25 protein-coding genes are annotated in these 22,696 nt (G+C 69.6%); 9 read left to right on the top strand and 16 right to left on the bottom strand.

Annotation, left to right across the window (positions count from 1 at the left end):
* Positions 1-573: 573 nt before the first annotated feature.
* Positions 574-870, bottom strand: coding sequence for an SDR family oxidoreductase (locus RNB18_RS53795; RefSeq protein WP_394817691.1), 297 nt, complete (start codon positions 868-870; stop codon positions 574-576).
* A gap of 44 nt (positions 871-914) precedes the next feature.
* Between RNB18_RS53795 and RNB18_RS29900 the strand changes: the two genes are divergently transcribed.
* The gene (locus RNB18_RS29900; RefSeq protein ID WP_311717231.1) at positions 915-1,241 is read left to right on the top strand and encodes a hypothetical protein; all 327 of its coding nucleotides are present in this window, start codon (positions 915-917) and stop codon (positions 1,239-1,241) included.
* Positions 1,242-1,334: 93 nt separating this feature from the next.
* Here the strand turns inward: RNB18_RS29900 and RNB18_RS29895 are convergent, their stop codons facing one another.
* The 4 genes from RNB18_RS29895 to RNB18_RS29880 all read right to left on the bottom strand — a co-directional run bounded on the left by RNB18_RS29895 (position 1,335) and on the right by RNB18_RS29880 (position 4,018).
* Positions 1,335-1,730 carry a MerR family transcriptional regulator gene (locus RNB18_RS29895; RefSeq protein WP_266404989.1) on the bottom strand — a complete coding sequence of 132 codons (396 nt, stop codon included), beginning with the start codon at positions 1,728-1,730 and terminating at the stop codon, positions 1,335-1,337.
* Positions 1,731-1,829: 99 nt separating this feature from the next.
* Positions 1,830-2,834 (bottom strand): type 1 glutamine amidotransferase family protein, encoded by a 1,005-nt coding sequence (locus RNB18_RS29890; protein WP_311717230.1) that lies wholly within the window; start codon positions 2,832-2,834, stop codon positions 1,830-1,832.
* Between the two features lie 87 nt (positions 2,835-2,921).
* Positions 2,922-3,632, bottom strand: coding sequence for an SDR family oxidoreductase (locus RNB18_RS29885; RefSeq protein ID WP_311717229.1), 711 nt, complete (start codon positions 3,630-3,632; stop codon positions 2,922-2,924).
* A 209-nt stretch (positions 3,633-3,841) separates the two neighbouring features.
* Entirely contained in the window at positions 3,842-4,018 is a 177-nt protein-coding gene (locus RNB18_RS29880) for a hypothetical protein (RefSeq protein WP_311717228.1), read from the bottom strand.
* 217 nt (positions 4,019-4,235) lie between these two features.
* On the opposite strand from RNB18_RS29880, the gene RNB18_RS29875 reads away from it, so the two are divergent.
* On the top strand, positions 4,236-4,847 hold the full coding sequence (locus tag RNB18_RS29875) for a TetR/AcrR family transcriptional regulator (protein ID WP_266405000.1): 612 nt from the start codon (positions 4,236-4,238) through the stop codon (positions 4,845-4,847).
* A gap of 47 nt (positions 4,848-4,894) precedes the next feature.
* Complete coding sequence (locus RNB18_RS29870; protein WP_311717227.1) at positions 4,895-5,566, top strand: enoyl-CoA hydratase-related protein; 672 nt, start codon at positions 4,895-4,897, stop codon at positions 5,564-5,566.
* Between the two features lie 39 nt (positions 5,567-5,605).
* Here the strand turns inward: RNB18_RS29870 and RNB18_RS29865 are convergent, their stop codons facing one another.
* Complete coding sequence (locus RNB18_RS29865) at positions 5,606-6,517, bottom strand: LysR family transcriptional regulator (RefSeq protein ID WP_311717226.1); 912 nt, start codon at positions 6,515-6,517, stop codon at positions 5,606-5,608.
* Positions 6,518-6,659: 142 nt separating this feature from the next.
* Here RNB18_RS29865 and RNB18_RS29860 point away from each other — a divergent pair, with 142 nt between their 5' ends.
* Together RNB18_RS29860 and RNB18_RS29855 are read left to right on the top strand one after the other, a co-directional pair.
* Positions 6,660-7,598: an NADP-dependent oxidoreductase gene (locus RNB18_RS29860; RefSeq protein WP_311717225.1), complete on the top strand. Its 939-nt coding sequence runs from the start codon at positions 6,660-6,662 to the stop codon at positions 7,596-7,598.
* The gene (locus RNB18_RS29855) at positions 7,595-8,047 is read left to right on the top strand and encodes an SRPBCC domain-containing protein (protein ID WP_311717224.1); all 453 of its coding nucleotides are present in this window, start codon (positions 7,595-7,597) and stop codon (positions 8,045-8,047) included. The genes RNB18_RS29860 and RNB18_RS29855 overlap by 4 nt, the downstream gene beginning before the upstream one ends.
* A gap of 303 nt (positions 8,048-8,350) precedes the next feature.
* Here RNB18_RS29855 and RNB18_RS29850 read toward each other — a convergent pair whose 3' ends face one another.
* A complete protein-coding gene (locus RNB18_RS29850; RefSeq protein ID WP_311717223.1) occupies positions 8,351-9,301 on the bottom strand; it encodes a helix-turn-helix domain-containing protein in 951 nt (316 codons plus the stop codon).
* Between the two features lie 136 nt (positions 9,302-9,437).
* Between RNB18_RS29850 and RNB18_RS29845 the strand changes: the two genes are divergently transcribed.
* On the top strand, positions 9,438-10,691 hold the full coding sequence (locus RNB18_RS29845; RefSeq protein WP_311717222.1) for an MFS transporter: 1,254 nt from the start codon (positions 9,438-9,440) through the stop codon (positions 10,689-10,691).
* A gap of 140 nt (positions 10,692-10,831) precedes the next feature.
* Positions 10,832-11,854, top strand: coding sequence for a zinc-dependent alcohol dehydrogenase family protein (locus tag RNB18_RS29840; RefSeq protein ID WP_311717221.1), 1,023 nt, complete (start codon positions 10,832-10,834; stop codon positions 11,852-11,854).
* A 106-nt stretch (positions 11,855-11,960) separates the two neighbouring features.
* Here the strand turns inward: RNB18_RS29840 and RNB18_RS29835 are convergent, their stop codons facing one another.
* Positions 11,961-12,083, bottom strand: a complete 123-nt coding sequence (locus tag RNB18_RS29835; RefSeq protein ID WP_311717220.1) for a hypothetical protein — start codon at positions 12,081-12,083, stop codon at positions 11,961-11,963.
* Positions 12,084-12,439: 356 nt separating this feature from the next.
* On the opposite strand from RNB18_RS29835, the gene RNB18_RS29830 reads away from it, so the two are divergent.
* The gene (locus RNB18_RS29830) at positions 12,440-13,090 is read left to right on the top strand and encodes a TetR/AcrR family transcriptional regulator (protein WP_311717299.1); all 651 of its coding nucleotides are present in this window, start codon (positions 12,440-12,442) and stop codon (positions 13,088-13,090) included.
* Between the two features lie 304 nt (positions 13,091-13,394).
* Here the strand turns inward: RNB18_RS29830 and RNB18_RS29825 are convergent, their stop codons facing one another.
* The 3 genes from RNB18_RS29825 to RNB18_RS29815 form a co-directional block, all read right to left on the bottom strand.
* Complete coding sequence (locus RNB18_RS29825) at positions 13,395-13,832, bottom strand: nuclear transport factor 2 family protein (protein WP_311717219.1); 438 nt, start codon at positions 13,830-13,832, stop codon at positions 13,395-13,397.
* Positions 13,829-14,716: a dioxygenase family protein gene (locus RNB18_RS29820; RefSeq protein WP_311717218.1), complete on the bottom strand. Its 888-nt coding sequence runs from the start codon at positions 14,714-14,716 to the stop codon at positions 13,829-13,831. The genes RNB18_RS29825 and RNB18_RS29820 overlap by 4 nt, the downstream gene beginning before the upstream one ends.
* A 237-nt stretch (positions 14,717-14,953) precedes the next feature.
* Positions 14,954-15,631: an SDR family NAD(P)-dependent oxidoreductase gene (locus RNB18_RS29815; protein WP_311717217.1), complete on the bottom strand. Its 678-nt coding sequence runs from the start codon at positions 15,629-15,631 to the stop codon at positions 14,954-14,956.
* Between the two features lie 461 nt (positions 15,632-16,092).
* Between RNB18_RS29815 and RNB18_RS29810 the strand changes: the two genes are divergently transcribed.
* Positions 16,093-16,623, top strand: a complete 531-nt coding sequence (locus RNB18_RS29810) for a hypothetical protein (protein WP_311717215.1) — start codon at positions 16,093-16,095, stop codon at positions 16,621-16,623.
* Here RNB18_RS29810 and adh read toward each other — a convergent pair.
* The 5 genes from adh to RNB18_RS29785 form a co-directional block, all read right to left on the bottom strand.
* Complete coding sequence (gene adh, locus RNB18_RS29805; protein WP_311717214.1) at positions 16,620-18,143, bottom strand: aldehyde dehydrogenase; 1,524 nt, start codon at positions 18,141-18,143, stop codon at positions 16,620-16,622. The genes RNB18_RS29810 and adh overlap by 4 nt on opposite strands.
* 55 nt (positions 18,144-18,198) lie before the next feature.
* Complete coding sequence (locus RNB18_RS29800) at positions 18,199-19,479, bottom strand: GAF domain-containing protein (protein WP_311717213.1); 1,281 nt, start codon at positions 19,477-19,479, stop codon at positions 18,199-18,201.
* A 97-nt stretch (positions 19,480-19,576) separates the two neighbouring features.
* Positions 19,577-20,176 carry an N-acetylmuramoyl-L-alanine amidase gene (locus RNB18_RS29795; RefSeq protein WP_311717212.1) on the bottom strand — a complete coding sequence of 200 codons (600 nt, stop codon included), beginning with the start codon at positions 20,174-20,176 and terminating at the stop codon, positions 19,577-19,579.
* 29 nt (positions 20,177-20,205) lie between these two features.
* Entirely contained in the window at positions 20,206-21,219 is a 1,014-nt protein-coding gene (locus tag RNB18_RS29790; RefSeq protein WP_311717211.1) for an acetamidase/formamidase family protein, read from the bottom strand.
* A gap of 262 nt (positions 21,220-21,481) precedes the next feature.
* Entirely contained in the window at positions 21,482-22,690 is a 1,209-nt protein-coding gene (locus tag RNB18_RS29785) for an ROK family transcriptional regulator (RefSeq protein WP_311717210.1), read from the bottom strand.
* Positions 22,691-22,696: the final 6 nt, after the last annotated feature.

Genomic DNA, 22,696 nt, shown 5'->3' with positions numbered 1-22,696 from the left:
ACTCCGTCGGTCGCGGAGCACATCACAGCCTTCATCAGCTCCGGAGCGGTTCAACGTGCGAGCGCGTCGAGCATCGCCGCGCTCGCGTGGAATGACCGTCCGAGACCTCCGTGGCCTGGATGAGCGCGCCGTCGGGTTCGTAGAAGAGGAAGATCGAAGTCCGGGGATCAGGGGCCAGATGCAGTCGGTCTGAACCTCGATACCAGCGGCCTTGACACGCTGAAACAGGTCATCGATGTCAGGCGCTGTGGGCCCCGGCTCCTTGATGCCGGTCGCCCCGTGGCGCAGGTACTTCGCGCCGGAGTCATCGGAGACGTTCACGATCCGGGTTGCCGCCTTCTTCGCGCCAAGAATGCCGTCGAGCGTCGAGGAGTCGAACCAGTGAAGAGGGCAGCGATCGCGCTGGATCGCTCACCATGATGCAGATGTGATGGAAGGGCACGATTTCCTCTGTGGGGTGAGGGAGGGGGAGCCGCAGGCGCTGGCCAGGTGGCAGTGATCCAGACCGGTCGGCGGCCAACTACCGGCGCTGTTCTGTAACTTCAGCCGCAACGGTAAAACCTGACGCTAATGTCAGGTGCAAGTCTTTCGGGGTGAGACCCCGCGAGGAAACGGGCAGAGGCGGCGGTCGGCTCGGCGAGTGACCGCCCACCACTCAGGTGAGAAGGTCTGTCCCAACCGCCGATCTGTGACGTTCTGCAACTGGCGGAGAGTCAGGGCCATCTTCTCTGCGGACTCGGTCATCACCCCCCCGGTTGACACACAGTTGCACCGGATGCCCTGCTTGCCCCAGTGGGAGGCGACGTGGCGGGTGAGCGCGTTGATCCCGGCCTTGCCGGACTGGTACGCGGCGCGCTGGTGGTCGCCCACGTGTGCAGACGCGGAGGAGGTATTGACGATCGTTCCGCCGCCCTGTGCGAGCGGCAGGTGAACGGCCGCGCGGGGGTGAGCGCGAAGCTGATCAGGTTCACCTCAAGGGTGCGCCGCCAAACGGCTGGATCCAAGTCCAGCAGGCCGCCGTCGCGGCCCAGCACGTCCGCCGAGGCGTTGGCGGCGACGCTGTAGCGCTCGTCGACTCTGCCGGGCCGGTCGACGGCGTTTGTGTCGAACAGGGCGCGTACCGACCGCTCGTCGGCGAGGTCGAACTCGGCGGCGAGGGCGCTTCCGCCGACGTCGCCGATGCGCTTGGCGGTGGCCTGCGCCGCGTCCGCGTTGATGTCGCGATGTCCGGAGCGGCCTGAGGTCACGGAGAGGTCCGTCACTGAATCGGCCCGCCGCACACCACTTGTGGGTGGCGTGCGGCAGGCCCTATCGGGCGGTACCGGGGGCCGATATCAAGCGGGATCGGGAAGGCCGGCGCGGACGGGGTGGCAGTGGTCGGGGTGACTGGGGTCCGTGGCCACAGCGATGATCTCGTCGAGGCGGGCGCGCACTTCCGTCAGGTCGTTGATCTGACGGTCGATGCGGGCCCGTTCGGTGATGAGGCTGTCGGTGAACCCGACGGGCGAATCCCCCTCGTTCATGCACCGCGGCAGAACCTCGCGAACGAGCCTGCTCGACAGGCCGGCGGCGTACAACTGCTGGATCATCCTGACGCGCTCGACCGAGCCGTCCTGGTACTCCCGCTGGCCCCCGGCGGTACGCGTGGGGCCGAGCAGCCGCTGCTCCTCGTAGTAGCGCAGCGCGCGAACGCTCACTCCCGCCTGTTCGGCGACCTCTCCGATTCGCATGGCTGCTCCTTGCTGTTTCGTGTCCCGCCAGAGTTACATCTGACGTCAGCTTTGAGGTTTCAGCCTAATGATGTCGGCGCCCTGAGCCGGGAGGCAGGGTCAGTGGCGGGGCAGAAGCGTGCGCAGGCGTGCGGTGTGCTCGTCGATGGCCTGGGGGCCGTTGCTGGTGAGCAGGCGGACGTCTGCCTCCCAGATGACCTTGATGGCGGTCGGGTTGGTGGTCGTCTGTACCTGGTAGCCGGCGTCCCTGAGGGCTTCGTCGATGAAGTAGCCCATCCGCACCTTCTTGCCGGGGATCTTGAGGTAGCCGTTGCTGAGGACGAAGAGTTCGGCGGATTTGGCGACCGTGGTCACCCGCACGCCGTTGAAGGCGTGCTGGGGGTTGGTGACGACGCTGCCGTCGGGGCTCACCCGGTACTTGGCCGAGGCCATGGCGACGGGGGCGTGGCAGATCAGCGAGATCAGCACCTGGTTCTCCCGCGCGGTGTGCAGGAGTTCACCGATCCAGGGGTTGTCGACGAAGTCGACCATGGGGGCGTGGCCGCCAGGCATGTGCACGAAGTCGAACGCGCCCAGGTCGAAGGCGTCCTCGGGGTCTCGGTGTCTGTGCACGAGCTGCTCGACGGAGGGGAAGGTGTGCTCCGGCAGGTCCTGCATCGACTTGATCAGGTCGTCACGCAGCACCACGACCTCCTTGTCGCTGCCCGGCAGCGCCTCGGAGACGGGCAGGCGGCCCAGGTGGCGGCGGGCGAGGGCGAGTTCGCTGTCCCGGCGGGCGACGAGTTCCGGCCGCTTGGCGCGGAAGGTGTCGACGTCGAACCGGAAGACCTGTGCGGCGGTGGCCGAGACCGTCGCGGAGCTGAACTTGGCAGCGGCGTGCATCGACAGGGCCAGGCCGTTGATCTCCAGCTGCGGGACGAGCCCGCCGGGGGTGGCGAAGGTGAAGTCGTACTCGTCGCCGAATTCCTTGAGGATCTGTGCCAGCTCGACCAGGTAGAACCCGGTCGAGACGCCGGGGTGGCCTGCCGGTTCGGTGAGCGGCAGGAGAGCGGCTGACGGGATGACGATCAGTGCCTTGGGCCTGGACGAGGTGGGGGCGTTCATGGCGGGGTTTCTTCCGTTCTGAGCAGGGGGAATGAGGGGCGCTCCTCGGTTGCGTATCGCGGCGCCCGTGGTGAGTGATCCTGAATCTCAGGCAGTGGCTGCGGCCGGTGCGTAGACCGTGGCTGGATCGAGGGCCAGGTTCGCCTTGGCCTGCGCGGACCGCGCGTCGGCGATCACCTCGGACTGCTTCGCCTCGACCCCGTCGAGCGCGGCCCTGACGACGTCGGCCGGATCGTTCTTCTCGAACGGCTGTCCCTTGGCCATGTCAGTGTCGGTCGGCCCCAGATACAGGCCGGTGACCAGGGTGTTCTGTGCGGAGAGTTCGAGGCGGACACTGTTGGTCAGGCTCCAGGCGGCGGCCTTGGCCGCACTGTAGGCGCCCCAGTACTCGGACGGGGTCCAGGACGCGACCGACAGGACGTTGACGATCGCCCCGCCGCCACCCGCCCTCAGGATCGGGGCGAAGGCCCGGATCATGCGCAACGGGCCGTAGTAGGCGGTGTCCATTTCCAGTTCGATCTGCTCCAGGTCGCCGTTGACCAGGCCGTTGATGGTGATGATCCCGGCATTGTTGACCAGCAGCGTCACGTCCGAGGCCACTTCCGCCACGGCGGCCACGGAGGCCGGGTCGGTGATGTCGAGCCGCAGCACCTCCGCTCCTGGCAGATCAACGGTCTCAGGGTTGCGCGCGGTGGCGTACACCTTGGACGCTCCCCGCTCCAGCAGCTGGGTGGCGAAGTGGCGGCCGAGGCCGCGGCTCGCACCGGTGACGAGAGCGACGGAGTTGGCGATGTCCATGGGGGGAAGTCCTTCACGTAGGAATGCGGCGTCGGAGCACCATGGATGGGGCCGACAACAGCTACGCTAAAACCTCACGCTAACGTCAGGTGCAAGTCTTTTCGGGGTGAGACCTCCGCGAGGAGGCGGACAGCGCCCCACGGCGGTCCGCGCGCGGGCGGGCGGGGCGACTGGTGGCACCGTTGGCCGGAGTCGGGGGCCGGGCGACTTCAGCGCCGGCCGGTGATTCCCAGGTGGCGGAGTTGGACGTTGCCGGAGAGCAGCACGCTCGCGTCCGGTACGGCCGGACCGCTGCTCCGACAGGCGGGCCCGACACCTGGGACGTGCGGAAGCAACAACTGCGGCAGCGCTTCACGGGCGGCGGCCCGGCCGGGACGGACCTGCACCCGCCGAAGGGTCCTGGCGGATGCCGCTGCCCAATAGGCGCAGGTCGTGGTGGCCGAGCGGAGCGCTAAAGGTTCTGCGCGTCGATCCGGCGGCACTTGTCGGCTCCGACCGAACCGCCACCTGATCCCCTCTTGCATGTTCTATGCCATACCTCATAAGTTACCGACAGGTAGCTCGCTCGAGCGGGCTACCTCGCCGTCGGAAGGGTGGTGGGCGATGAGCCCGCGGAGGAGTGACAGCCGTGACCGGATGATCCTCAGTGCTGCCGCTCTGCTGCGTGAGTACGGCGCGAGCGCGACCAGCGTCGACCGGGTACTCGCGCACAGTGGAGCCCCTCGGGGGTCGGTGTACCACCACTTCCCCGGCGGGCGGACGCAGCTCATCGACGAGGCGGTCGCGCTGGCGGGGGACTTCATCGCGGGACTCATCGACGCCGCGATGCAGGCGGGCGACCCGGTGGAGGCCGTCGACGCGTTCTTCGCGCTGTGGCGCGACCGGCTCGTGGAGAGCGGCTTCCGGGCCGGCTGCCCGATCGTCGCGGTGGCCGTCGAGACCAACGACGACGCACCCCAGCTCGCCCGCTCCGCAGCCGCTGTCTTCGCCCGCTGGCAGCAGGCGCTCGCGGCCCTGTTCGTCCGGCACGGCCTGACCGAGGAACGCAGCCGTCGGCTGGGCGCCTTCGTCATCGCCGCGGTCGAAGGCGCGGTGATCATGTGCCGGGCCGAGCGGAGCACTGCCCCGATCGAGGCAGCCGCCGCAGAGATCCACGACCTGATCCTCTACGCCCTGCGCGACCGCTCCGCTGCCGAACCCAGGACCCGGTCGTAGCCCGCAGCAGCCCAGCCGCATCACCCACGTAGCTCGAAGGAGTCCCCATGCCCTCGCTCGACCGCCACGACAACGTCTTCGTCCTCGACCTCGGAGACGGTGAGAACCGCTTCCACCCCGACTGGCTCACCGCCGTCGGTGCCGCGCTCGACGAGGTGGAGAAGGCGGAAGGCCCCCGCGCCCTGGTCACCGCCGCCACCGGCAAGTTCTATTCCAACGGGCTCGACCTGGACTGGCTGTTCGCCCATGCCGACGAGTACCACGACTACGTCGTCTCGGTCCATGAGCTGTTCGCGCGGATGCTGTCGCTGCCGGTCATCACGGTGGCCGCGCTGCAGGGACACACCTTCGCCGCCGGCGCGATGTTCTCCCTCGCCCACGACTTCCGCGTGATGCGCGCCGACCGCGGCTACTGGTGCCTGCCCGAAGCGGACATCAACATCCCTTTCACCCCGGGCATGGCCGCGCTCATCCAGTCGCGCCTGACGCCGCAGACCGCTCACGAGGCCATGGTCACCGCCCGACGCTACGGCGGCGCCGACGCCGCCGCCACCGGCATCGTCGACCAAGCTGTTCCCGAGGACGCCGTGCGCTCCACCGCCGTCCAGATCGCTCAGGCACAGGTGGCCAAGGCCGGCGACACGCTCGGCACCATCAAGGCCCGCATGTACGCCCCGGCCATGGCCACCCTGCGCGACACCACCGACCCGCTCGGCTGACCAGCACTTCACCGACTGCACATCCGGCACACCCTGGGCTCACCCCGGGGCGCGAGCTGCTGCCGCCCGCTGTGCATCCTGCTGACCGCTGTCCGCGTACGGTCGAGTTCCGCTGAGATCGGTGCCTTCCAGGACCTGCGTCAGCTGCGTGCGCCGGTCCAGCACGGCGTGGGCGGTCGCGGTGAGGCGGGACGCGGCCGGGCGCGCGCCCGGGAGCCAGGCCAGCACCAGCTGGGTGGGCGGGTATCCGTGGACGGGCACGGCAGTCACGGATCCGCCGAGGCGGTCGCGGACACTGTCTCCGACGACGACCACGAGTCGTCCGAGTGCGACGCGGTCGACCATGCTGTCCAGTGCCTCGTTGGGCAGTTCCGCCTCGTAGCCGGGCAGCGCCTCCACCTCGGTCAGTGTCAGGAACGGGCGCTCCGCCAGGGCGTGCCCCGCCGGGAGCAGGACTACCGGCTGCTCCGGGCCGAGCTCCATCAGTTCGAGACCGGGGGTGGCAGCCGTCTGGCACATGAGGGCGACGTCCGCGGTGCCGTCCCGAAGGGCGCCGATCTCGTCGTAGGTGAACACCACCTCGGCGAGCACGCCGTCCGGGCTCTGTGCGCCGGCGTCGAGCAGGGCGGGCAGGATGCCGGGCCCGGCGGCGGGCCGTACCGCGATGGTGACCCGCTGCCGCTCGGCAGCTTTACGCGCCTTGCGTACGGCAGTGTCCAGCGCGGCCAGGATCGTTCGGCACTCGGCCAGGAAGACCTCGCCCGCGTCCGTCAGCGTCACCTTCCGTGTGGTGCGTTCCAGCAGAGGGACGCCGACCCGCCTCTCCAGGTGGGCGACGGCCCGGGACAGAGGCGGCTGGGTGATGCCGAGGCGCTCTGCGGCCTGGCCGAAGTGCAGCGTCTCGGCCACGGCCACGAAGTAGACGAGTTCCCGGGTCTCCAGCTGATTCATGCTTCCACGGTATTACCCGTTGCCCAGACAGTCATTGCTCCGCCGTAGAGGCCCTGGTCAGCTTGGTTGTGCGCCCGCGGCCCCTCGGCCGGATGAGGTGCTTACGCCGTGCCGACCCGCACGCCGCACGAGAGGCAGAGCTGTGAAAGCCGTTCAGTACCGGAGTTTCGGTGGACCCGAGGTCCTTGAAGTCGTCGATGTTCCGGATCCGAAGATGTTCGCCGATCTCGTTCTGGTGAGAATCGAGGCAGCGGCCCTCAACCCGGCGGATCTGGCATTCCAGAGCGGAGCCCCGGATCCTCTCGTGGACTCCTTCTTTCCGGTGACCCCCGGATGGGACCTGGCCGGGGTCGTCGAGCAGGCCGGAGCCGCGACGACCGGATTCCGGCCGGGCGACGAGGTGATCGGGTACGTTCGCGGCCAGGCCATGCACTACGGCACCTACGCGGAGAAGATCTCGGCCGAACCGCGCCAGCTGGTGCGCAAGCCGAGGAACCTGAGCTGGGCCCAGGCCGCCGGGCTTCCGGTCGCCGGGCTCACCGCCTACCAGGCCATCGTGCACAGCCTTGAAGTGACCGCCGGCGACACCGTGCTGGTGCACGGGGCGGCGGGCGGCGTCGGACACCTCGCCGTCCAGATCGCCGTAGCGCGGGGCGCACGGGTGATCGGGACGGGCTCCGAGGCCAGCCATGCGTTCATCGGGTCCCTCGGAGCGACGCCCGTGCGCTACGGCGACGAGCTCGTCGAGCAGGTGCGCAAGTTCGCCCCGGACGGGGTCGACGCGGTCCTCGACACCGCGGGGCGTGGCTCCCTGTCCACGACACAGGAGATCGCCGCCCTCGGAGCGCGGGTCGCTTCCATCACGCGATCCACCACTGAGTACGCGGGAACCATCGACGTCTACCTCCACCTTGACGGCGATGACCTGACCCGGCTGGTGGAGCTCGCCGAGGAGGGGAAGCTCACGGTGCACGTGGACCGGACGTTTCCCCTCGACCAGGCGGCTGAGGCCCAGCAGCTGCTGGCAGGCGGCCACGCCCGGGGCAAGATCGTCCTGGAGAACCGGAGGGAGGCGGCATGAGAAATGTGCAGCACACTGCGGTCGTCACCGCGGTCACCGACATCGCTTCTCCCGCCGAGAAGGTGTGGAAGGTCCTGACCGACTTCGCCGGGTACGCACAGTGGCACCCGGCACTGCGTTTCGTGGATGTCCCGCCGGAGATCCTCCCCGGAACTCGGCTCCGCGCTCAGGTGACGCTGGGAACCGAGAACGACGGGGAATACGGATTCACGGTGCTCCACTACGAGGCACCGCGACGGCTTGCCTGGGAGGGCGGCATCCCGGAGGTTCTCATGGGGCAGCACTCCTTCGTCCTCGAGCCGCATGAGGGCGGAACGCGCTTCACGGAATCCGAGGAGTTCACCGGCACGGCCGCCGTGGAGACCGTGGAGCCCGCCCGGTCCCACATGGAGGAGGGCTACGCGAGCTACGGCAGGGCCCTGAAGGAACGACTCGAATCCGGCCACTGACCACCCAGCGCAGCCCACACACCGCCCGCGCCCGAAGACCGCAACTCCCCACGGTCTTCGGGCGCGGGTACACCCGAAGACACCGACCCAGCACCACAAGGTAAAGAAATGAACGACTGGTTCGGCATCATTGGCGGTGCGGTGCACGCCTGGTCGTCGAGGCGGGGATCGACGTGCTGCTCAGCAACCAGCGCGGTCCCGAGACCCTGCGCACTCGCACCGACCGCCTCGCCTCTGGCACGCGCCCGCTCCAGCTCAGGGCGCGTGGGCACCTCGGTGAACGTCCCGTACGCCTCGGCCTGCTCATCCGTCAGATCGGCCGTGGGTGCTGGCGTTCCTGTCCTGGCGGCCGGCGTGGGTGGCGGGTGCACCCTGGTGCAGAGCGGGGGTGGCCGCCCAGCTGGCGAGGAGCTTGAGCCGGTCTTCGTGGGGGGTGCCGGGTTCTGCGGTGTAGATGGTCAGGGAGTGCGCTTCGCGGGCGGACATGGGCAGGTCCAGCGGCTGATAGGTGAGTTCGAGGAGGCCGGCGTCGGGGTGGTGGAAGCGTTTGACGCCGCCGTGGTGGATGCGCACGTTGTGGGCGGCCCATTGGGTGCGGAATTCGGTGCTGACCGTGGACAGTTCGCCGACGAGCGCGCGCAGGGCCTTGTCGCCCGGGTAGCGGCCGGCTTCCGCGCGCAGCAGCGCGACGGTGGTGTCGGCGGCGCGGTCCCAGTCGTCGACGAAGTCGTGGGAGGCGTCGTCGAGGAAGTAGTACCGGGCGAAGTTGGGGCGACCTCGTTCGTCGGTGGTGCTGCTGTCGAACATCGGCGCGAACAGGGCGCGGGCGAGTGCGTTGGTGGCCACGATGTCCAGGCGGCCGTTGGTGACGAACGCCGCGGACAGGGTCATGGAGTCCAGCAGCCACTGGACGCGCGGTGGGACGTCGACGGGCTTGCGGCGGCGCCGGGTGGCGGGGCTGGGCTGGGCGGCTTTGGCCAGGTCGAAGAGGTAGGTGCGTTCGTCCTCGTCGAGTTGCAGGGTGCGGGCCACCGCGTCGAGGACATCGTCGGACACACCGCTGATGTGGCCCTTCTCCAGCCGCGTGTACCACTCGGTGCTCACCCCGGCGAGGACGGCGACCTCCTCACGGCGCAACCCGGGTACCCGGCGCCGGCCGCTGGTGGGCAGGCCGACCTGCTCGGGGGTGAGCTGGGCGCGGCGGCGGGCGAGGAAGTCACGGATGTCGGCGCGGTTGTCCAGGCGGCGTTCCATGCTCTCAACGCTACGGCCCACAACCGTGGGGAGGGGGGTTGAGCTTGTACCCCCGATAAACGCAGCCTCCCGCGCGGGCGACAGGAGCGGTTCAGTGGGATGCGCACCCCGTTTTCAATCCCTGCGGAGATGACGCATGACCACGCGAGGAGGAACCCTCCACGCCCCCGCCGACGTACGCTTCGACGACGGCGAGCGTCCGCCCACCCGGCTTCCGCTCGTCGTCTACGTGCTGGCTCTCGGCACCTTTTTGATGGGCACGACCGAGTTCGTGGTGGCGGGCCTGCTGCCGGAGATCGCCGGCGACGTGCAGGTCAGCGTCGCCCGGGCCGGTCTGATGATCACCGTCTTCGCGGTCGGGATGATCGTCGGCGCGCCGCTGATGGCGATGCTGACCCTGCGGCTGCCCAAGCGGCAGACACTGATCATCGCGCTGGGCATCTTCGCTGTCGGGCATGTCGTCGTGGCGCTCGGCTCCAGCTTCGCGCTGCTGCTGGCCGCGCGGTTCCTGACGGCGCTGGCGACCGGAGCGTTCTGGGCGGTGGGCAACGTGGTGGCCGCCCGCGCTGCCGGTTCCGCCGCAAGCTCCCGCGCCCTGGGTGTCGTGGGCGCCGGCGCGATGCTCGCCAACGTCGTCGGTGTGCCGCTGGGCGCTTTCGCCGGGCAGCTCATGGGCTGGCGGGGACCGTTCTGGGCACTCGCCGCCCTCGGAGCGGCGGCTATGGCACTCATCGCCTCCAAGGTTCCGTCCGACACGGACGGCGATCAGGCGGGCTCGGTCCGATCCGAGCTGTCCGCTCTGCGCTCGGGGCGACTGTGGCTGGTCCTGGCGGCCTGCGCGACCACCGCCGGCGGTGTGCTGTCGACGTACACCTACGTCTCGCCGCTGCTGACAGACCGGGCCCATCTGGCCGCAGGCGTCGTGCCGCTGGTGCTGGTCGGCTTCGGCGTCGGCGCCCTGGCGGGCTTCCTCGTGGGAGGCCGCCTCGGGGACAGGCGTCCGCACATGACGACGATCGTGGCGCCCGCGGCGACCACGGTCCTGCTGCTGGCGCTCTGCCTGCTGTCCGGCCACGCTGCGCCCACGGTCGCGCTCATCGCCCTGCTGGGGCTGTTCGGGCTGGGCGCGAACCCGGTGCTCATCTCCCTGGGGGTGCGTTTCGCGGGGCAGGCGCCCACTCTGGGGTCCGCGCTGACCGTGTCGGCGTTCAACCTCGGCACCGCCATCGGCTCCTGGATCGCCGGTCTCGCCCTTGCATCCCCTTTGGGGGCCACGGGCCCCGCGGCTGTCGGCACCGGCATCGCCGTGCTGACCCTGATCCCCGCGATCACCATCGCCCTCATCCAGCGTCGCCGTCCTGCGGCGCGCATCCAGGCCGCTACGGCGTGACGCCCGCCCGGGGCCGGTTACGCCCTTCCAGCAGGGGCAGGCGCGAAATGCGCATACCGAAAAGAGTGCGGGAATCCCGCGCCTCCCTGAATCCCACCGGCGCCACAGGCGCCGACGCACAGAAATAAGGAGACCCACCCATGCGTGGAGTAGTCATGCACACAGCCGGTGACGTCCGGGTCGAGGAGCGCGAGGATCCGAAGATCATCGAGTCCACTGACGCGATCGTGAAGCTGACCGCGACCTGCATCTGCGGCTCCGACCTGTGGCCGTATCGCGGCATCGAGCCCGCCGACCACACGCTCATGGGGCACGAGTACGTGGGCGTCGTGGAGGAAGTCGGCTCCGAGGTGAAGAACGTCAAGGTCGGCGACTTCGTCGTCGGATCGTTCGTCATCTCGGACAACACCTGCGAGATCTGCCAGGCCGGGTTCCAGTCCAAGTGCGTCCACGCCGAGTTCGTCCACGGGGGGATCGGCACCCAGGCCGAGAAGGCCCGTATCCCGCACGCCGACGGCACGCTGGTCGCCACCCCGGGCCAGCCCGAGCCCGAGCTGATCCCCGCACTGCTGGCCGCCTCCGACGTGCTCGGCACAGGCTGGTACGCCGCCGTCGCCGCCGAGGCCGGACCCGGCAAGACCGTCGCGGTCGTCGGCGACGGCGCGGTCGGCCTCATGGCCGTCCTCGCCGCCAAGCAACTGGGCGCGGAACGCATCATCGCCATGTCCCGCCACCCCGAGCGGCAGAAGCTGGCCCGCTACTACGGCGCCACCGACATCGTCGAGGAACGCGGCGACGAGGGCGTCGCGAAGATCAAGGAACTCACCGGCGGATACGGCGCGCACTCGGTCATCGAGGCGGTCGGAACCCAGGAGTCGTTCATGCAGGCCGTCGGCGCCACCCGCGGCGGCGGGCACCTGGGGTACGTGGGTGTGAACTACGACGTGTCCATCCCCGGCATCGAGCTGTTCTTCGCCGGGATCCACACCCTCGGTGGCCCGGCCCCGGTGCGCCGGTTCCTGCCCGACCTGATCCAGCTCATCTGGGACCGCGAGATCGACCCCGGCAAGGTCTTCGACCTCACTCTCCCCCTCGACCAGGCCCCGGAAGGCTACAAGGCCATGGACGAGCGGCGCGCCACCAAGGTCCTGCTCACCCTCTGACGCACCCGCCCACGCCCTTTCCTTTTTCCGCCGATGCGGCCGATCGGCCGCCGGTGCACGTCCCCGTGAAGACCGCATCGGGCGGATCAGGGCAGTCGAGGTCGCGTCAGAGGCTGAAGAGGCGCTCGGCCTCCTCGCGGTGGGTGGCGTGCAGGTCGCAGTACACGGGGGAGATCTGCTTGGGCGGGGTCGTAGGCAGGCCGGTCTGCGCGACCAGCCCGGGCGTCATCCTCCGGGCTCTGCGGAGCAGGCGCCATGAGGAGGCGCCGTGGAGAAGACGACTGCGCTCCGCACAGCTCGACCCGACCCGGCCCAGGTGACGGCTCTCCTCGACGAGCACCCGCATCTGGGGGTCGAGCCCGTACTCCGGGAACTGTGCATCGCTTCCTCCACCTACCGCTGGTGCTGTGCCGAGAAGGAGCCGTGCGAGCGGCGCAGCCGAGCCCGCCCACCAGGGAGTACTCAAGGACGCCGATACCGCCGAACTGCGTGGAAGCGTCTCAGGGGCCCGGGAGAGCGCATCGCGGTCGATGACGGCCGCGGGGAACGCGGCGGCGGTGATGCCCTGGTCCCGCCGCTCAGCCTCTGCGCAGTGACGCCGAGCGCAACCGGGAGCGGATCATCGCCGCCGCCCGCACGGTGTTCGCGCGCGACGGCCTGAACGCCTCCATGGCCTCCGTGGCTCGCGAGGCGGGCGTGGGGATCGCGACGATGTTCCGCCGCTTCCCCACGAAGGAGGAACTGGTCGACGCCGTCTTCTCCGACCGCATGGGTGCCTACGTCGACGTGGTCACCGTCGCCCTGGAGGACCCCGACCCGTGGAGCGGCTTCGTCGGGTACATCGAGACCGCCTGCGCGATGCAGGCAGCCGACAGCGGCTTCGCCGACGTCCTGACCATGACTTTCCCCACCGCCAAGGTCCTGGAGGAACGTCGCAACCGGGCGTACGAGGGCATGCTGGTCCTCATCGACCGCGCCAAGGCCACCGGCCGCCTGCGCGAGGACTTCGACCCCTCGGACCTGGTACTGATCCACATGGCCAACGCCGGCGTCGTCAACGCCACCGGCGACGCCGCCCCGGACGCCTGGCGGCGCGTTGTCGCGCTGTTCATCCAGTCCCTTGAGGCCCCGGCCCGCGGCCCGCTGCCCGACTCGCCCGGGCACGAGCCCCTCTACAAGGCCATGCTCCACGCCGGGCAGGGCACCACCACACCGGTGCCGGGCAAGGGCGGCTGACTTCAGGACCGGAGCACCCGTGCCGGGGCGCGGCACGATGGCGGCATGTCGGGAAAGGGGGCGCAAGAAGGCAGGACTGGGGTGCTCATGGCGCAGGTCAAGGGCCCGGTGCTGGGTGAAATTCCGGATCGGTGTCGGGTGGGACCATTCGCCGTACCAGGTCTGCCCGGGTGGCTTGCCGACAGGCCACGAGGACGTCGTAGTCGTGGCGTGGATGGTCCACCGCGTCGATGTTCACGAAGGTGAGCAGAGCGTGGCTGAGCATGTCGTGATCGCCGTCTGCTCGCCTTCGTGCCGTGGATCGTCAGTCGGAGATCGGGGTGAGGATCTGGTGGAGTGTGCGGTGGGTGATCTTCCAGCGCCCGTCGTCGAGGCGGTAGTGGTCGGCCTGTTCGAAGATGTGTCCGCCGGTTGCCACGGTGTAGGGGGCGGGTCCGGGTTCAGTGGGTGGGCGGCCGCCGTATCCGAGCAGGGTGATGGTTCCCTGAGCGGTGGTGTCGCCGATGGTGTGGAAGTGCGTGGCCCCCAATATGTGGCGGGCGGTCAGCTCCTCGGGCCCTGGACGGGCGTTGAGCAGGTCCAGGATCTCGGCATGGCCACGTATCTTCTGTCCGAGCCGCTCGTAGAGGGCGTCGGGGGCGAAGAATTCAAGCACCGCGTCGTACTCGCGGCGGTCGTAGTGGTGGTAGAAGGCCGTGTTGAGCCGGGCCAGCGCCCAGGCGGTCGCGTCCTCGTTGGTCATGCCGTCGTTCCGTTCGGGGTGATGGTGTCCGGGCTGGTGCGGGTCTTGAGGACGAAGTCGAACTCCATCGACCGGTAGGGGCCCTGGAAGCCGGCGGTTGCCATGTCCTTGGGGTCCTCGTGCAGGACGGTGTCGGCCTGCAGCGCGGGAGGGGCCAGGGTTCCGCCGACGAAGTCGACGGGGATGACCGGGTCTCCCTTGAAATAGACCTCACCCCGCCAGGGAGTGATCAGGTCGGGGTGGTGGACCTCGTAGTGAATGTGGGCCGGACGGTAGAGGCTGCGCCCGAGGGCTGCGACGGCATCGGTGACCCCGTCGACTTCCATGATGTGGGAGTCGGCGTAGGCGACCGGGGTGATGGTGGTGAAGGCGTACCGGCCGTCGGCGTCCGTGAACAGGTGGCCGCGCAGGTTGTACGTGGGCACTCCGTCGTCGTACAGCCCGGAGTAGTCGCCGTTGTTGGCCGCATGGTAGATGTCCACTTTGGCGCCCTCGATCGGCCGACGCTTGCCGTCCAGAACGCGGCCGGACACGACCAGCGGAGTGCCGGGTTCGTCCGGTCGCATCGGCAGGATGCCGGGGTTGTCGATGCGCGGGGAGTCGGCGATGTACGTGGGGCTGTTGACCTCCTCGGAGGGGGTGTATCCGTCCCGGCCGCCTTGGAAGACCTCGCTGAACAGTGGCATGGCGACCAGCGCCAGCGGGGCGCCGGTGGCCGCCTGGACCTTCTGGAGCAGGTCGGTTGCCGCGTGGAGGTCGTCGAAGGTCAGTCCCTCCTCGTCGCGCATGCGGGCCAGGGCATCCTTGAACGCGTTGACGAGACGGACCGCGCGGGCGTTGATCAGTGCCGGATCGACGTAGGACGGATCGGTGGTCGTGGTCATGCCGGTCTACTCCTCGAAGCAGTGGGGGATGAGCTGATGGCAGGCATCAGCAGGCCGCGAGTGTCAGGGAGCGAGCCACTCACGGGACTTGGCGGTCTTCATGACGCCGGAGGCCGCGATCGGGGCTGCCGGCAATGTCCTTCGGGACGGAACCCTTCTCCTTGATCGCGCCGCGGCCCGGAACACCGCAGCGCGATCAAGGTTCGCCGGAGGGCGGATCACGACGGTCGGTCCGTGTCAGAGGCCGAAGACGAGCTCGGCCTGGTCGCGCTTGGTGGTGTGCAGGTCCCAGTAGACGGGGGAGATCTCCTCGGGCTGAGCCGTCGGGAATCCGGGGACGGCCGGCGTTCCGATCGACACGTCGATGCCGACGTGGGCGGCCTGGATGCCGGTGCCGTCCAGTTCCTTGTGCAGGTTGACCGCCCAGTTGCGCAGGGCCGCGGCGGCGGCGTTGACGTTGCCGACCTGCGGCACGGGGTCGATGGAGCCGGCGCCGGTCGTGTACAGCAGGGTGCCCGCGCCGGCCTCGCGCATCGCGGGCAGCACCGCCTTGGTGGCGGCGATCGCCCCGTACAACTGGAACTCGATCTCGTGCTGCACATGAGACGGTTCGGTCTCGGCCGGGGTGGTCAGAGCGGTGGAGCTGAAGCCCCCGACCGGGGAGTACTCCAGGACGTCGATGCTGCCGAACTGCGCGGCGGCGTCCTTGAGCGCCTGGGTGAGCGCCTCACGGTCGAGCACGTCTGCGGGAAACGCGGCGGCGGTGACGTCCTCGCCGGTCAGGGTGCCGACGAGACCGTCGAGCTTCTCGCGGTTGCGCGAGATCAGAGCGACGTCGAAGCCCTGGGAGCCGAAGGTGCGGGCGATGGCCAGACCCAGCTGCGGGCCGGCTCCGACGATGGCGATGCTGGTCACGGCAAAGTCCTTTCAGGAAGAGATGGCAGGGAAAGGCATAGATCTGGATAGGTTTATCCGATTCGGGATCCGGATAGCTCTTTCCGGTTTGCTGTCGCCACGGTACCACGGAACTGGATAGGGCGATCCGATTGCCCGTCGCGTTGGTGTGAGTCCTGGAGCCAGGCCCGCGCACTCCCCAACACCCCGAACACTACGAAGGATTGATCGCCTACACCATCACAGGGGACGTGATCCGCTCCAGCGATCCCCCCCGCCGACCGGTCTTGGTCCCAGCCTCGCGTATCTCGCACCTGCGCTCCCGTTGGAGACCAAACCGGCCGGTGGGCTTCCTCGGGTCGGCCACTTCAACAGGGGCCTGGACGGTGTGAGAACGGTTGACTCGGTTGAGCCCTGCGGTCGTTGGGACGGAGTGGAAATGGAATGAGAATGGCTCGCGGAGCGACCTACGATCGTCTGTCATGGGTGTATACGTGAGCCGGGATCGGACGGATGCGGCGCCGAAGCGGGCGGCCGAGCCACAGGCCGAGTTCTTCGAGAGGGTCGCCGGCCCGTTCTGGGACCAGGTTCGGGATGTGATCAACGAATGGTGGTCGCGATTCCCTGACCAGGCTCAGCCCGGCCTGCTCAGCCGACTGCGGGACCGAAACTCCGACACGAACGTCTACTCTGCGCTGTGGGAGCTGTACCTGCACCAGATGTTGCTCGGTTCCGGTTGCAGCGTGGAGGTTGAGCGGCAGACGGGAACAGGTGGCTACAAGCCCGACTTCCTGGTTACTCGCGACAACGAGCAGTTCGTCGTCGAGGCGATCTGGAAGGCTCAGAAGCGCGACGCAGGATCTTACCCGCTCCCACCGCAGTTGAGCGATGCCATCGATCGCTTGCCGAGTCCGAACTTCTTACTCTGCACTTCACCCCGTGGCTTAGATGCACGCCGGGAAGGGCGCCTGTCAGGTGAAATGCCTGGTCAGGCGCCCTTTTTTGGCGTCTAGAAGAAGCCCAGTTTCTTCGGCGAGTACGACACGAGGAGGTTCTTCGTCTGCTGGTAATGCTCCAGCATCATCTTGTGCGTCTCCCGCCCGATCCCCGACTGCTTGTACCCACCGAAGGCGGCATGCGCCGGGTACGCGTGGTAGCAGTTGGTCCAGACGCGGCCCGCCTGGATCGCCCGCCCAGCCCGGTACGCCGTGTTCATGTCCCGGGTCCATACGCCCGCTCCGAGCCCGTACAGCGTGTCGTTGGCGATCTTCAGGGCGTCGTCGAAGTCGTCGAAGGAGGTCACCGAGACGACAGGGCCGAAGATCTCCTCCTGGAAGATCCGCATACGGTTGTCACCCTCGAAGATCGTCGGCTGGACGTAGTAGCCGCCCTTCAACTCGCCGTCGTACTCGATGCGTTCGCCCCCGGTGAGGACTTTCGCGCCCTCCTGTCGGCCGACGTCCAGGTAGGAGAGGATCTTCTCCAGCTGGTCGTTGGAGGCCTGGGCGCCGATCATCGTGTCGGTGTCGAGGGGATGGCCCGGCTTGATGAGCTCGGTGCGGGCGACGGCGGCCTCGAGGAACTCGGCGTAGTTGCCGCTCTGGATCAGTGCCCGGGAGGGGCAGGTGCACACCTCGCCCTGGTTGAGGGCGAACATCGTGAACCCTTCGAGCGCCTTGTCACGGAAGTCGTCGTCCCGCGCCCAGACGTCGTCGAAGAAGATGTTCGGTGACTTGCCACCGAGTTCGAGAGTCACCGGCTTGATGTTCTCCGAGGCGTACTGCATGATCAGCCGCCCCGTGGTGGTCTCGCCGGTGAACGCCACCTTGGCCACCCGCGGGCTGGACGCGAGCGGCTTGCCCGCCTCCACACCGAAGCCGTTGACGATGTTCACCACGCCCGGCGGTAGCAGGTCCGCGATCAGGCTCATCCAGTAGTGGAGGGAGGCCGGGGTCTGCTCGGCGGGCTTGATGACGACCGCGTTGCCCGCCGCGAGGGCCGGGGCCAGCTTCCACACCGCCATCAGGATCGGGAAGTTCCACGGGATGATCTGCGCGACGACACCGAGCGGCTCATGGAAGTGGTACGCCACCGTGTCGTCGTCGAGCTCGCCGAGCGAACCCTCCTGCGCGCGGATCGCCCCCGCGAAGTACCGGAAGTGGTCGATGGCGAGGGGGATGTCGGCCGCCAGCGTCTCCCGCACCGGCTTGCCGTTCTCCCAGCTCTCGGCGACCGCCAGCTTCTCGAGGTTCGCCTCCATGCGGTCGGCGATCCGCAGCAGGATGTCGGATCGCTCGGTCACCGAGGTCCGGCCCCAGCCCGGAGCGGCGGCGTGCGCGGCGTCCAGCGCCCGCTCCACGTCCTCCGCGGTGCCCCGCGCGACCTCGGTGAACGGCTGCCCGTTTACCGGGGACGGGTTCTCGAAGTACTGGCCGCGCACCGGCGGCACGTACTCGCCACCGATGAAGTGGTCGTAGCGCGCCTGGTAGGAGACGATCGCGCCCTCGGTGCCGGGTGCCGCGTAACGGGTCATGCTGGCCAGCCTCCTTCAGCAGCGCTGCCCGCCGTTGGGCAGCTCTGGCGTGAGGCTAGGAGCGCGGACGTTGCAACCACGTTGCCGTCGGTGCGGCCAGCTCGGACTCCAGCGCGGCCAGCCGGGCCCGGACGCTCGCCGTGGGCCGTACGGCGGCGAGAGCCCGCCACACGTCGACGTCGTCCTCGCCCCAGGGCGCGTGTGCCCAGTCCGCCAGCAGGTCCGGGTCGCGGCCGGCGACCAACGCCGTGCGCAGCCCGTCGGCGATCCGGCGCCTGAGCCTGACCACCGCCGGTGCCTGCGAGGCCGGCAGCAGCGGACCGGTGTATCCCCGCGCCGCCGCGGTGACCGCCCCGCTCTCCAGCCGCCGCTCCACGACGGCCACGTCCGACTCGACCGGCACGGTCAGCCGGTACGGCCGCGACGACAGCAGCCCCGGACCCAGCACCCTGCGCAGCCGCGCCAGTTCGGCCCGCAGCGTCACCGGTGTCACCGACTCGTCCTCGTACAGCGCGCACAGCAGCTCGTCCCCGGTCAGACCCTCCGGGTGCCGGGACAGCAGGACCAGGATCTCGCTGTGCCGGCGGCTGAGCCTGACCCTGCGGCCGGCGCCGACCAGCAGCGCCTCGTCCCGGCCCAGTGCGCTCAGCTCGGGCGTGTCGGTGGCGGGCTGCTGCGGGAGGAGCAGCGCCAGCTGCGACTCGGCGGCGCGCGCGACAGCCTGGACGAAGCCCAGGCTGTGCGGATGCGCGAGCCCGTCCCCACCGGTGATGTCCACGGCCCCCAGTACCCGCCCGGTCCGCGGATCGTGCACCGGCGCCGCCGCGCAGGTCCACGGCTGCACCCGGCGGATGAAGTGCTCCGCCGCGAACACCTGCACCGGCCGGTCCACCGCCACCGCGGTACCCGGCGCGTTCGTCCCGACGGCGGTCTCCGCCCATCGTGCGCCCGGCACGAAGTTCATCCACTCCGCCTGCCGCCGGGTTCGCGTATGACCCTCGACCCAGAGCAGCCTTCCGTGCTCGTCGCACACCGCGAGCAGATGCTCCCCGTCGGAGGCGAAGGTCCCCATCAGCTCACGGAACAGCGGCATGACCCGCGCCAGCGGGTGCTCGGCCCGATACGAGCCGAGGTCCCCGTCGCTCAGTTCGACGCTCGCGGTCCCGTCGGGCCCGACTCCGGCCCGCGCGGAACGACGCCACGAGTCGGCCACCACCGGGCGCACCGGCCGCTGCACCGTGCCCGCTTCGGTGAACGTGTCGTGCGCGCGCCGCAGAAGCCGGACATGCTCGGCAGGGTCGGCCCCCGGTTCCAGGGCCACCCATGGATCGGTCAACTCGGCCTCCCGGAGCGCGATGCGGCTGCGCCCATCGTCACTCCGGGTGCGCGCGCAAACAACCTCCTCGACCGGCCTCACCCGAACGATGCACGGCTCACACGGCTTCGACCATGCGCAAGTAGCGCTGCCAGTCCCAGTACACCCCCGGGTCGCTGTGGTCGGTACCCGGCACCTCGTAGTGCCCGATGATGTGCGCGCGGTCCCTGGGGATGCCGTATCTCCCGCAGATCCCCGCCGTGAGCTTCGCGGACTCCTGGTACAGGGCCTCGGTGAAGTAGGCGGGCTTGTCCACCCATCCCTCGTGCTCGATGCCGATGCTGCTGGTGTTGTAGTCCCAGTTCCCGGCATGCCAGGCGATGTCCGCCTCCCGCACGCACTGCGCGATGTGCCCGTCGGCCGATCGCACGACATAGTGCGCGGAGACCTTCTTCGCCGGGTTCTGGAAGATGGCCAGGGTGCCGGTGTAGGTGGTCTGCGTGACGTGGATGATCACCCGGTCCACCCGGTGGGACCAGGGGCGCTCCGCCGCCGTGAAGTTGGAAGGGGTGGCCGGCTGCCACTCGGCGAGCGGGTGGTCGACGGGTTGCGGGGCCGCTCCGGCCTGGGCTTCGGGAAGCAGCGCGTACGGTGCGGCGGCCAGGACGGCCCCCTTCAGCAACCGCCGTCTGCCGAGCAGCGGTCTGGCGCGTTCCATGAATCAAGTGCCTTTCGTCTCAGCGGTGTTCAGCCAAGCAGGGCCACCGCGGTCTCACGGAGCCGGTCGTGTACTCCGCGGTGAGTCTCGCGCGCCGGCAGCCATTCCTTGCGGATCTTCGCCACGCAGGTGTAGTTGGTGTCGCACACGTTGGCCAACGGCGACTCCACCGCCTGGGTGGCGAACTGGTACGCGTCCAGTTCGCTGAACCCGTAGTCGCGCACCAGCCACTGCACGAGGTCGAGCTGGGATATCCGGAACGCGTCCTCCAGCGGGCGTGCCGAACCGGTCGAGATGATGTGGGTGTCCGACTCGATGCGCGGCCAGGGTGTGGCGAGGCCCTTGAGCAGCTCGACGATCACCACCGTGTTCATCGCGCACTCGACGGCGACCCCGCAGGTCTCTCCCTCGCCCTGGCGGGCGTGCCCGTCGCCGAGGCTGAGCAGGGCGCCCTCCACATTGACCCCGAGGTAACAGGTGACACCCGCCCGCATCTCCGGTGTGTCCATGTTCCCGCCGTGTGCGTCGGGCACCAGTGCCGAACGCACCTCCAGATTGGCCGGAGCCACCCCCACGGTGCCGTGCATCGGGTCCATGGGCAGCTCGATCTCGATGTCGCTGTCGCGCGCCCGGAACAGTGCCGTGCGCCGGGTCCGGTCCAACTGCCAGATCCACACGGTCTCCGGCAGCGGCGGCTGCAGCGTGGCGGTGGTGTGCGTCGAGGTGAGCGCGCCGAACAGGGGGACCGTGGTCGACGCGGCCCAGTCCCGGGCCGGTTCGATCGACACGAAGTGCACGGCGACCGTGTCACCCCGCTCCGCTCCCTCGATGTGGAAAGGGCCGGTCTGAGGATTCAGGAAGGGGAACTCGCACACCTCGGACACCAGGTCCTTCTCGGACCGCACCCGCCCCGCGAAGCAGTCCTCCGTGTACAGGTCGAGGACCGTGCCGGGCGCGATGCGGGCCACGGGCGGTGCGCCGCCGAACGTCCAGGCGTACTCGCCGGGTTCGGGCCGTACGGTCAGGATCCGGGAGTCGCTCATGGCTGTACAGCTCCGTTCTCTGCGGGTTCGGCGAGGTGGCCACGGGAGGTGTCGGCCATGCGTTCCGGAGGCCGCCGTATCAGCGCGATCAGCACCACGATCTGCACGTCACCCCCGATTCCCGCCGTTCGAGGCCGCTGGGTGCCTCGCGTGAATCACGGTACGGCGGCTGCCGGTTGGGCAGTAGAGCGCTTGGCCTTTCGGTGGACAACCTTGGGGTTGTGGACAACTTCCTCACCCGACAGGGTGAGGTCGCCGCCGCTCAGGCCCGTTCGCCCACAACCGCCGGGTCGTCCAGGACGGCCCGCACCACCGAGTGCGCGGCCCCCAGCAGCGGACCCTCCGAACCCAGGCGGGACACGGACACCGGACAGGCCGGACCCGCCGTGCGCCGGGCCAGCTCGTCCCGCAGGGAGGGCAGCAGCCAGGGCGCGAGTCCGGCCAGCGCGCCGCCGAGCACCACGGCTTCGGGGTCCAGCAGATTGACCGCCCCGGTCAGCGCGATGCCGAGCGCCTCGCCGGCCTCGCGCAGGGCACCCCGTACGTCCTCGTCGCCGTCCGCGGCATGCTCCGCGAGCAGCCCGACCCGGTCCTCGCCCGGCTCCAGGCCGGCCGCCCGCAACACCGCCTCCTCGCCGGCGTACAGCTCCAGGCAGCCGCGCCCGCCGCACGCACACCGCGGGCCGTCGGGGCGAACCGGGACGTGGCCCAGCTCGCCCGCGAAACCGCGGGTGCCGCGCAGCAGCTGGCCGTCCACCACGAGCGCCGCGCCGATGCCGATCTCCGCCGAGACGTGCAGGAAGTCGTGGGGGGTGCCGTCGCCGAGCCAGAGTTCGGCCAGTGCGCCGAAGTTGGCCTCGTTGCCCACGGTCAGCGGGAAGTCCTCGGGCAGCAGGGTGCCCAGGTCCGTGTCGTGCCAGTCGAGGTTCGGGGCCCGGACGACGGTCCGGGCGTCACGCGCCACCAGACCGGGCACCGCCACCGCGAGGCCCGCGGGCCACAGGCCCTCGGCCTCCGCCTCGGCCACCACCTGGTGTACCAGGGAGGTGAGTTCCGCGATCACCGGCTCGGGGGAGCGGCCCCGGTTCGCGGCGTACCGCACCACCCGCGAACGCACCTGCCCGCGCAGATCGACCGCGCAGACCGCGAGGTGGTCCACGCCGACCTCGGCGCCTATCCCGGCCGGCCCCCACCCGCTCACGGCGAGCGCGGAGCCCGGCCTGCCGACCCGGCCGGGACGCTCGGGACCCAGCTCCTCGAGCAGCCCCGAGCGTATGAGCTCGTCGACGAGGGTCGACACCGCGGCCCGGGTCAGCCCGATGCGCGAGGCGACCGCGGCACGCGACAGCGGTCCCTCGGCACTCACGGTGTGCATGACCCGGGCCAGGTTGCGGCGGCGCATGCCCTGCTGGGTGTCGGGCAGGCCCCGCCCCGGACCCGCCGGGTGGGCGTCGTGCAGCGGTGCCGTCATGCCTCC

The sequence above is a fragment of the Streptomyces doebereineriae genome, from assembly GCF_031845645.1.
GTDB lineage: Bacteria > Actinomycetota > Actinomycetes > Streptomycetales > Streptomycetaceae > Streptomyces > Streptomyces canus.
The sequence above is the reverse complement of the archived record's forward strand: the minus strand, read 5'-3'. Positions and strand labels throughout refer to the sequence as shown.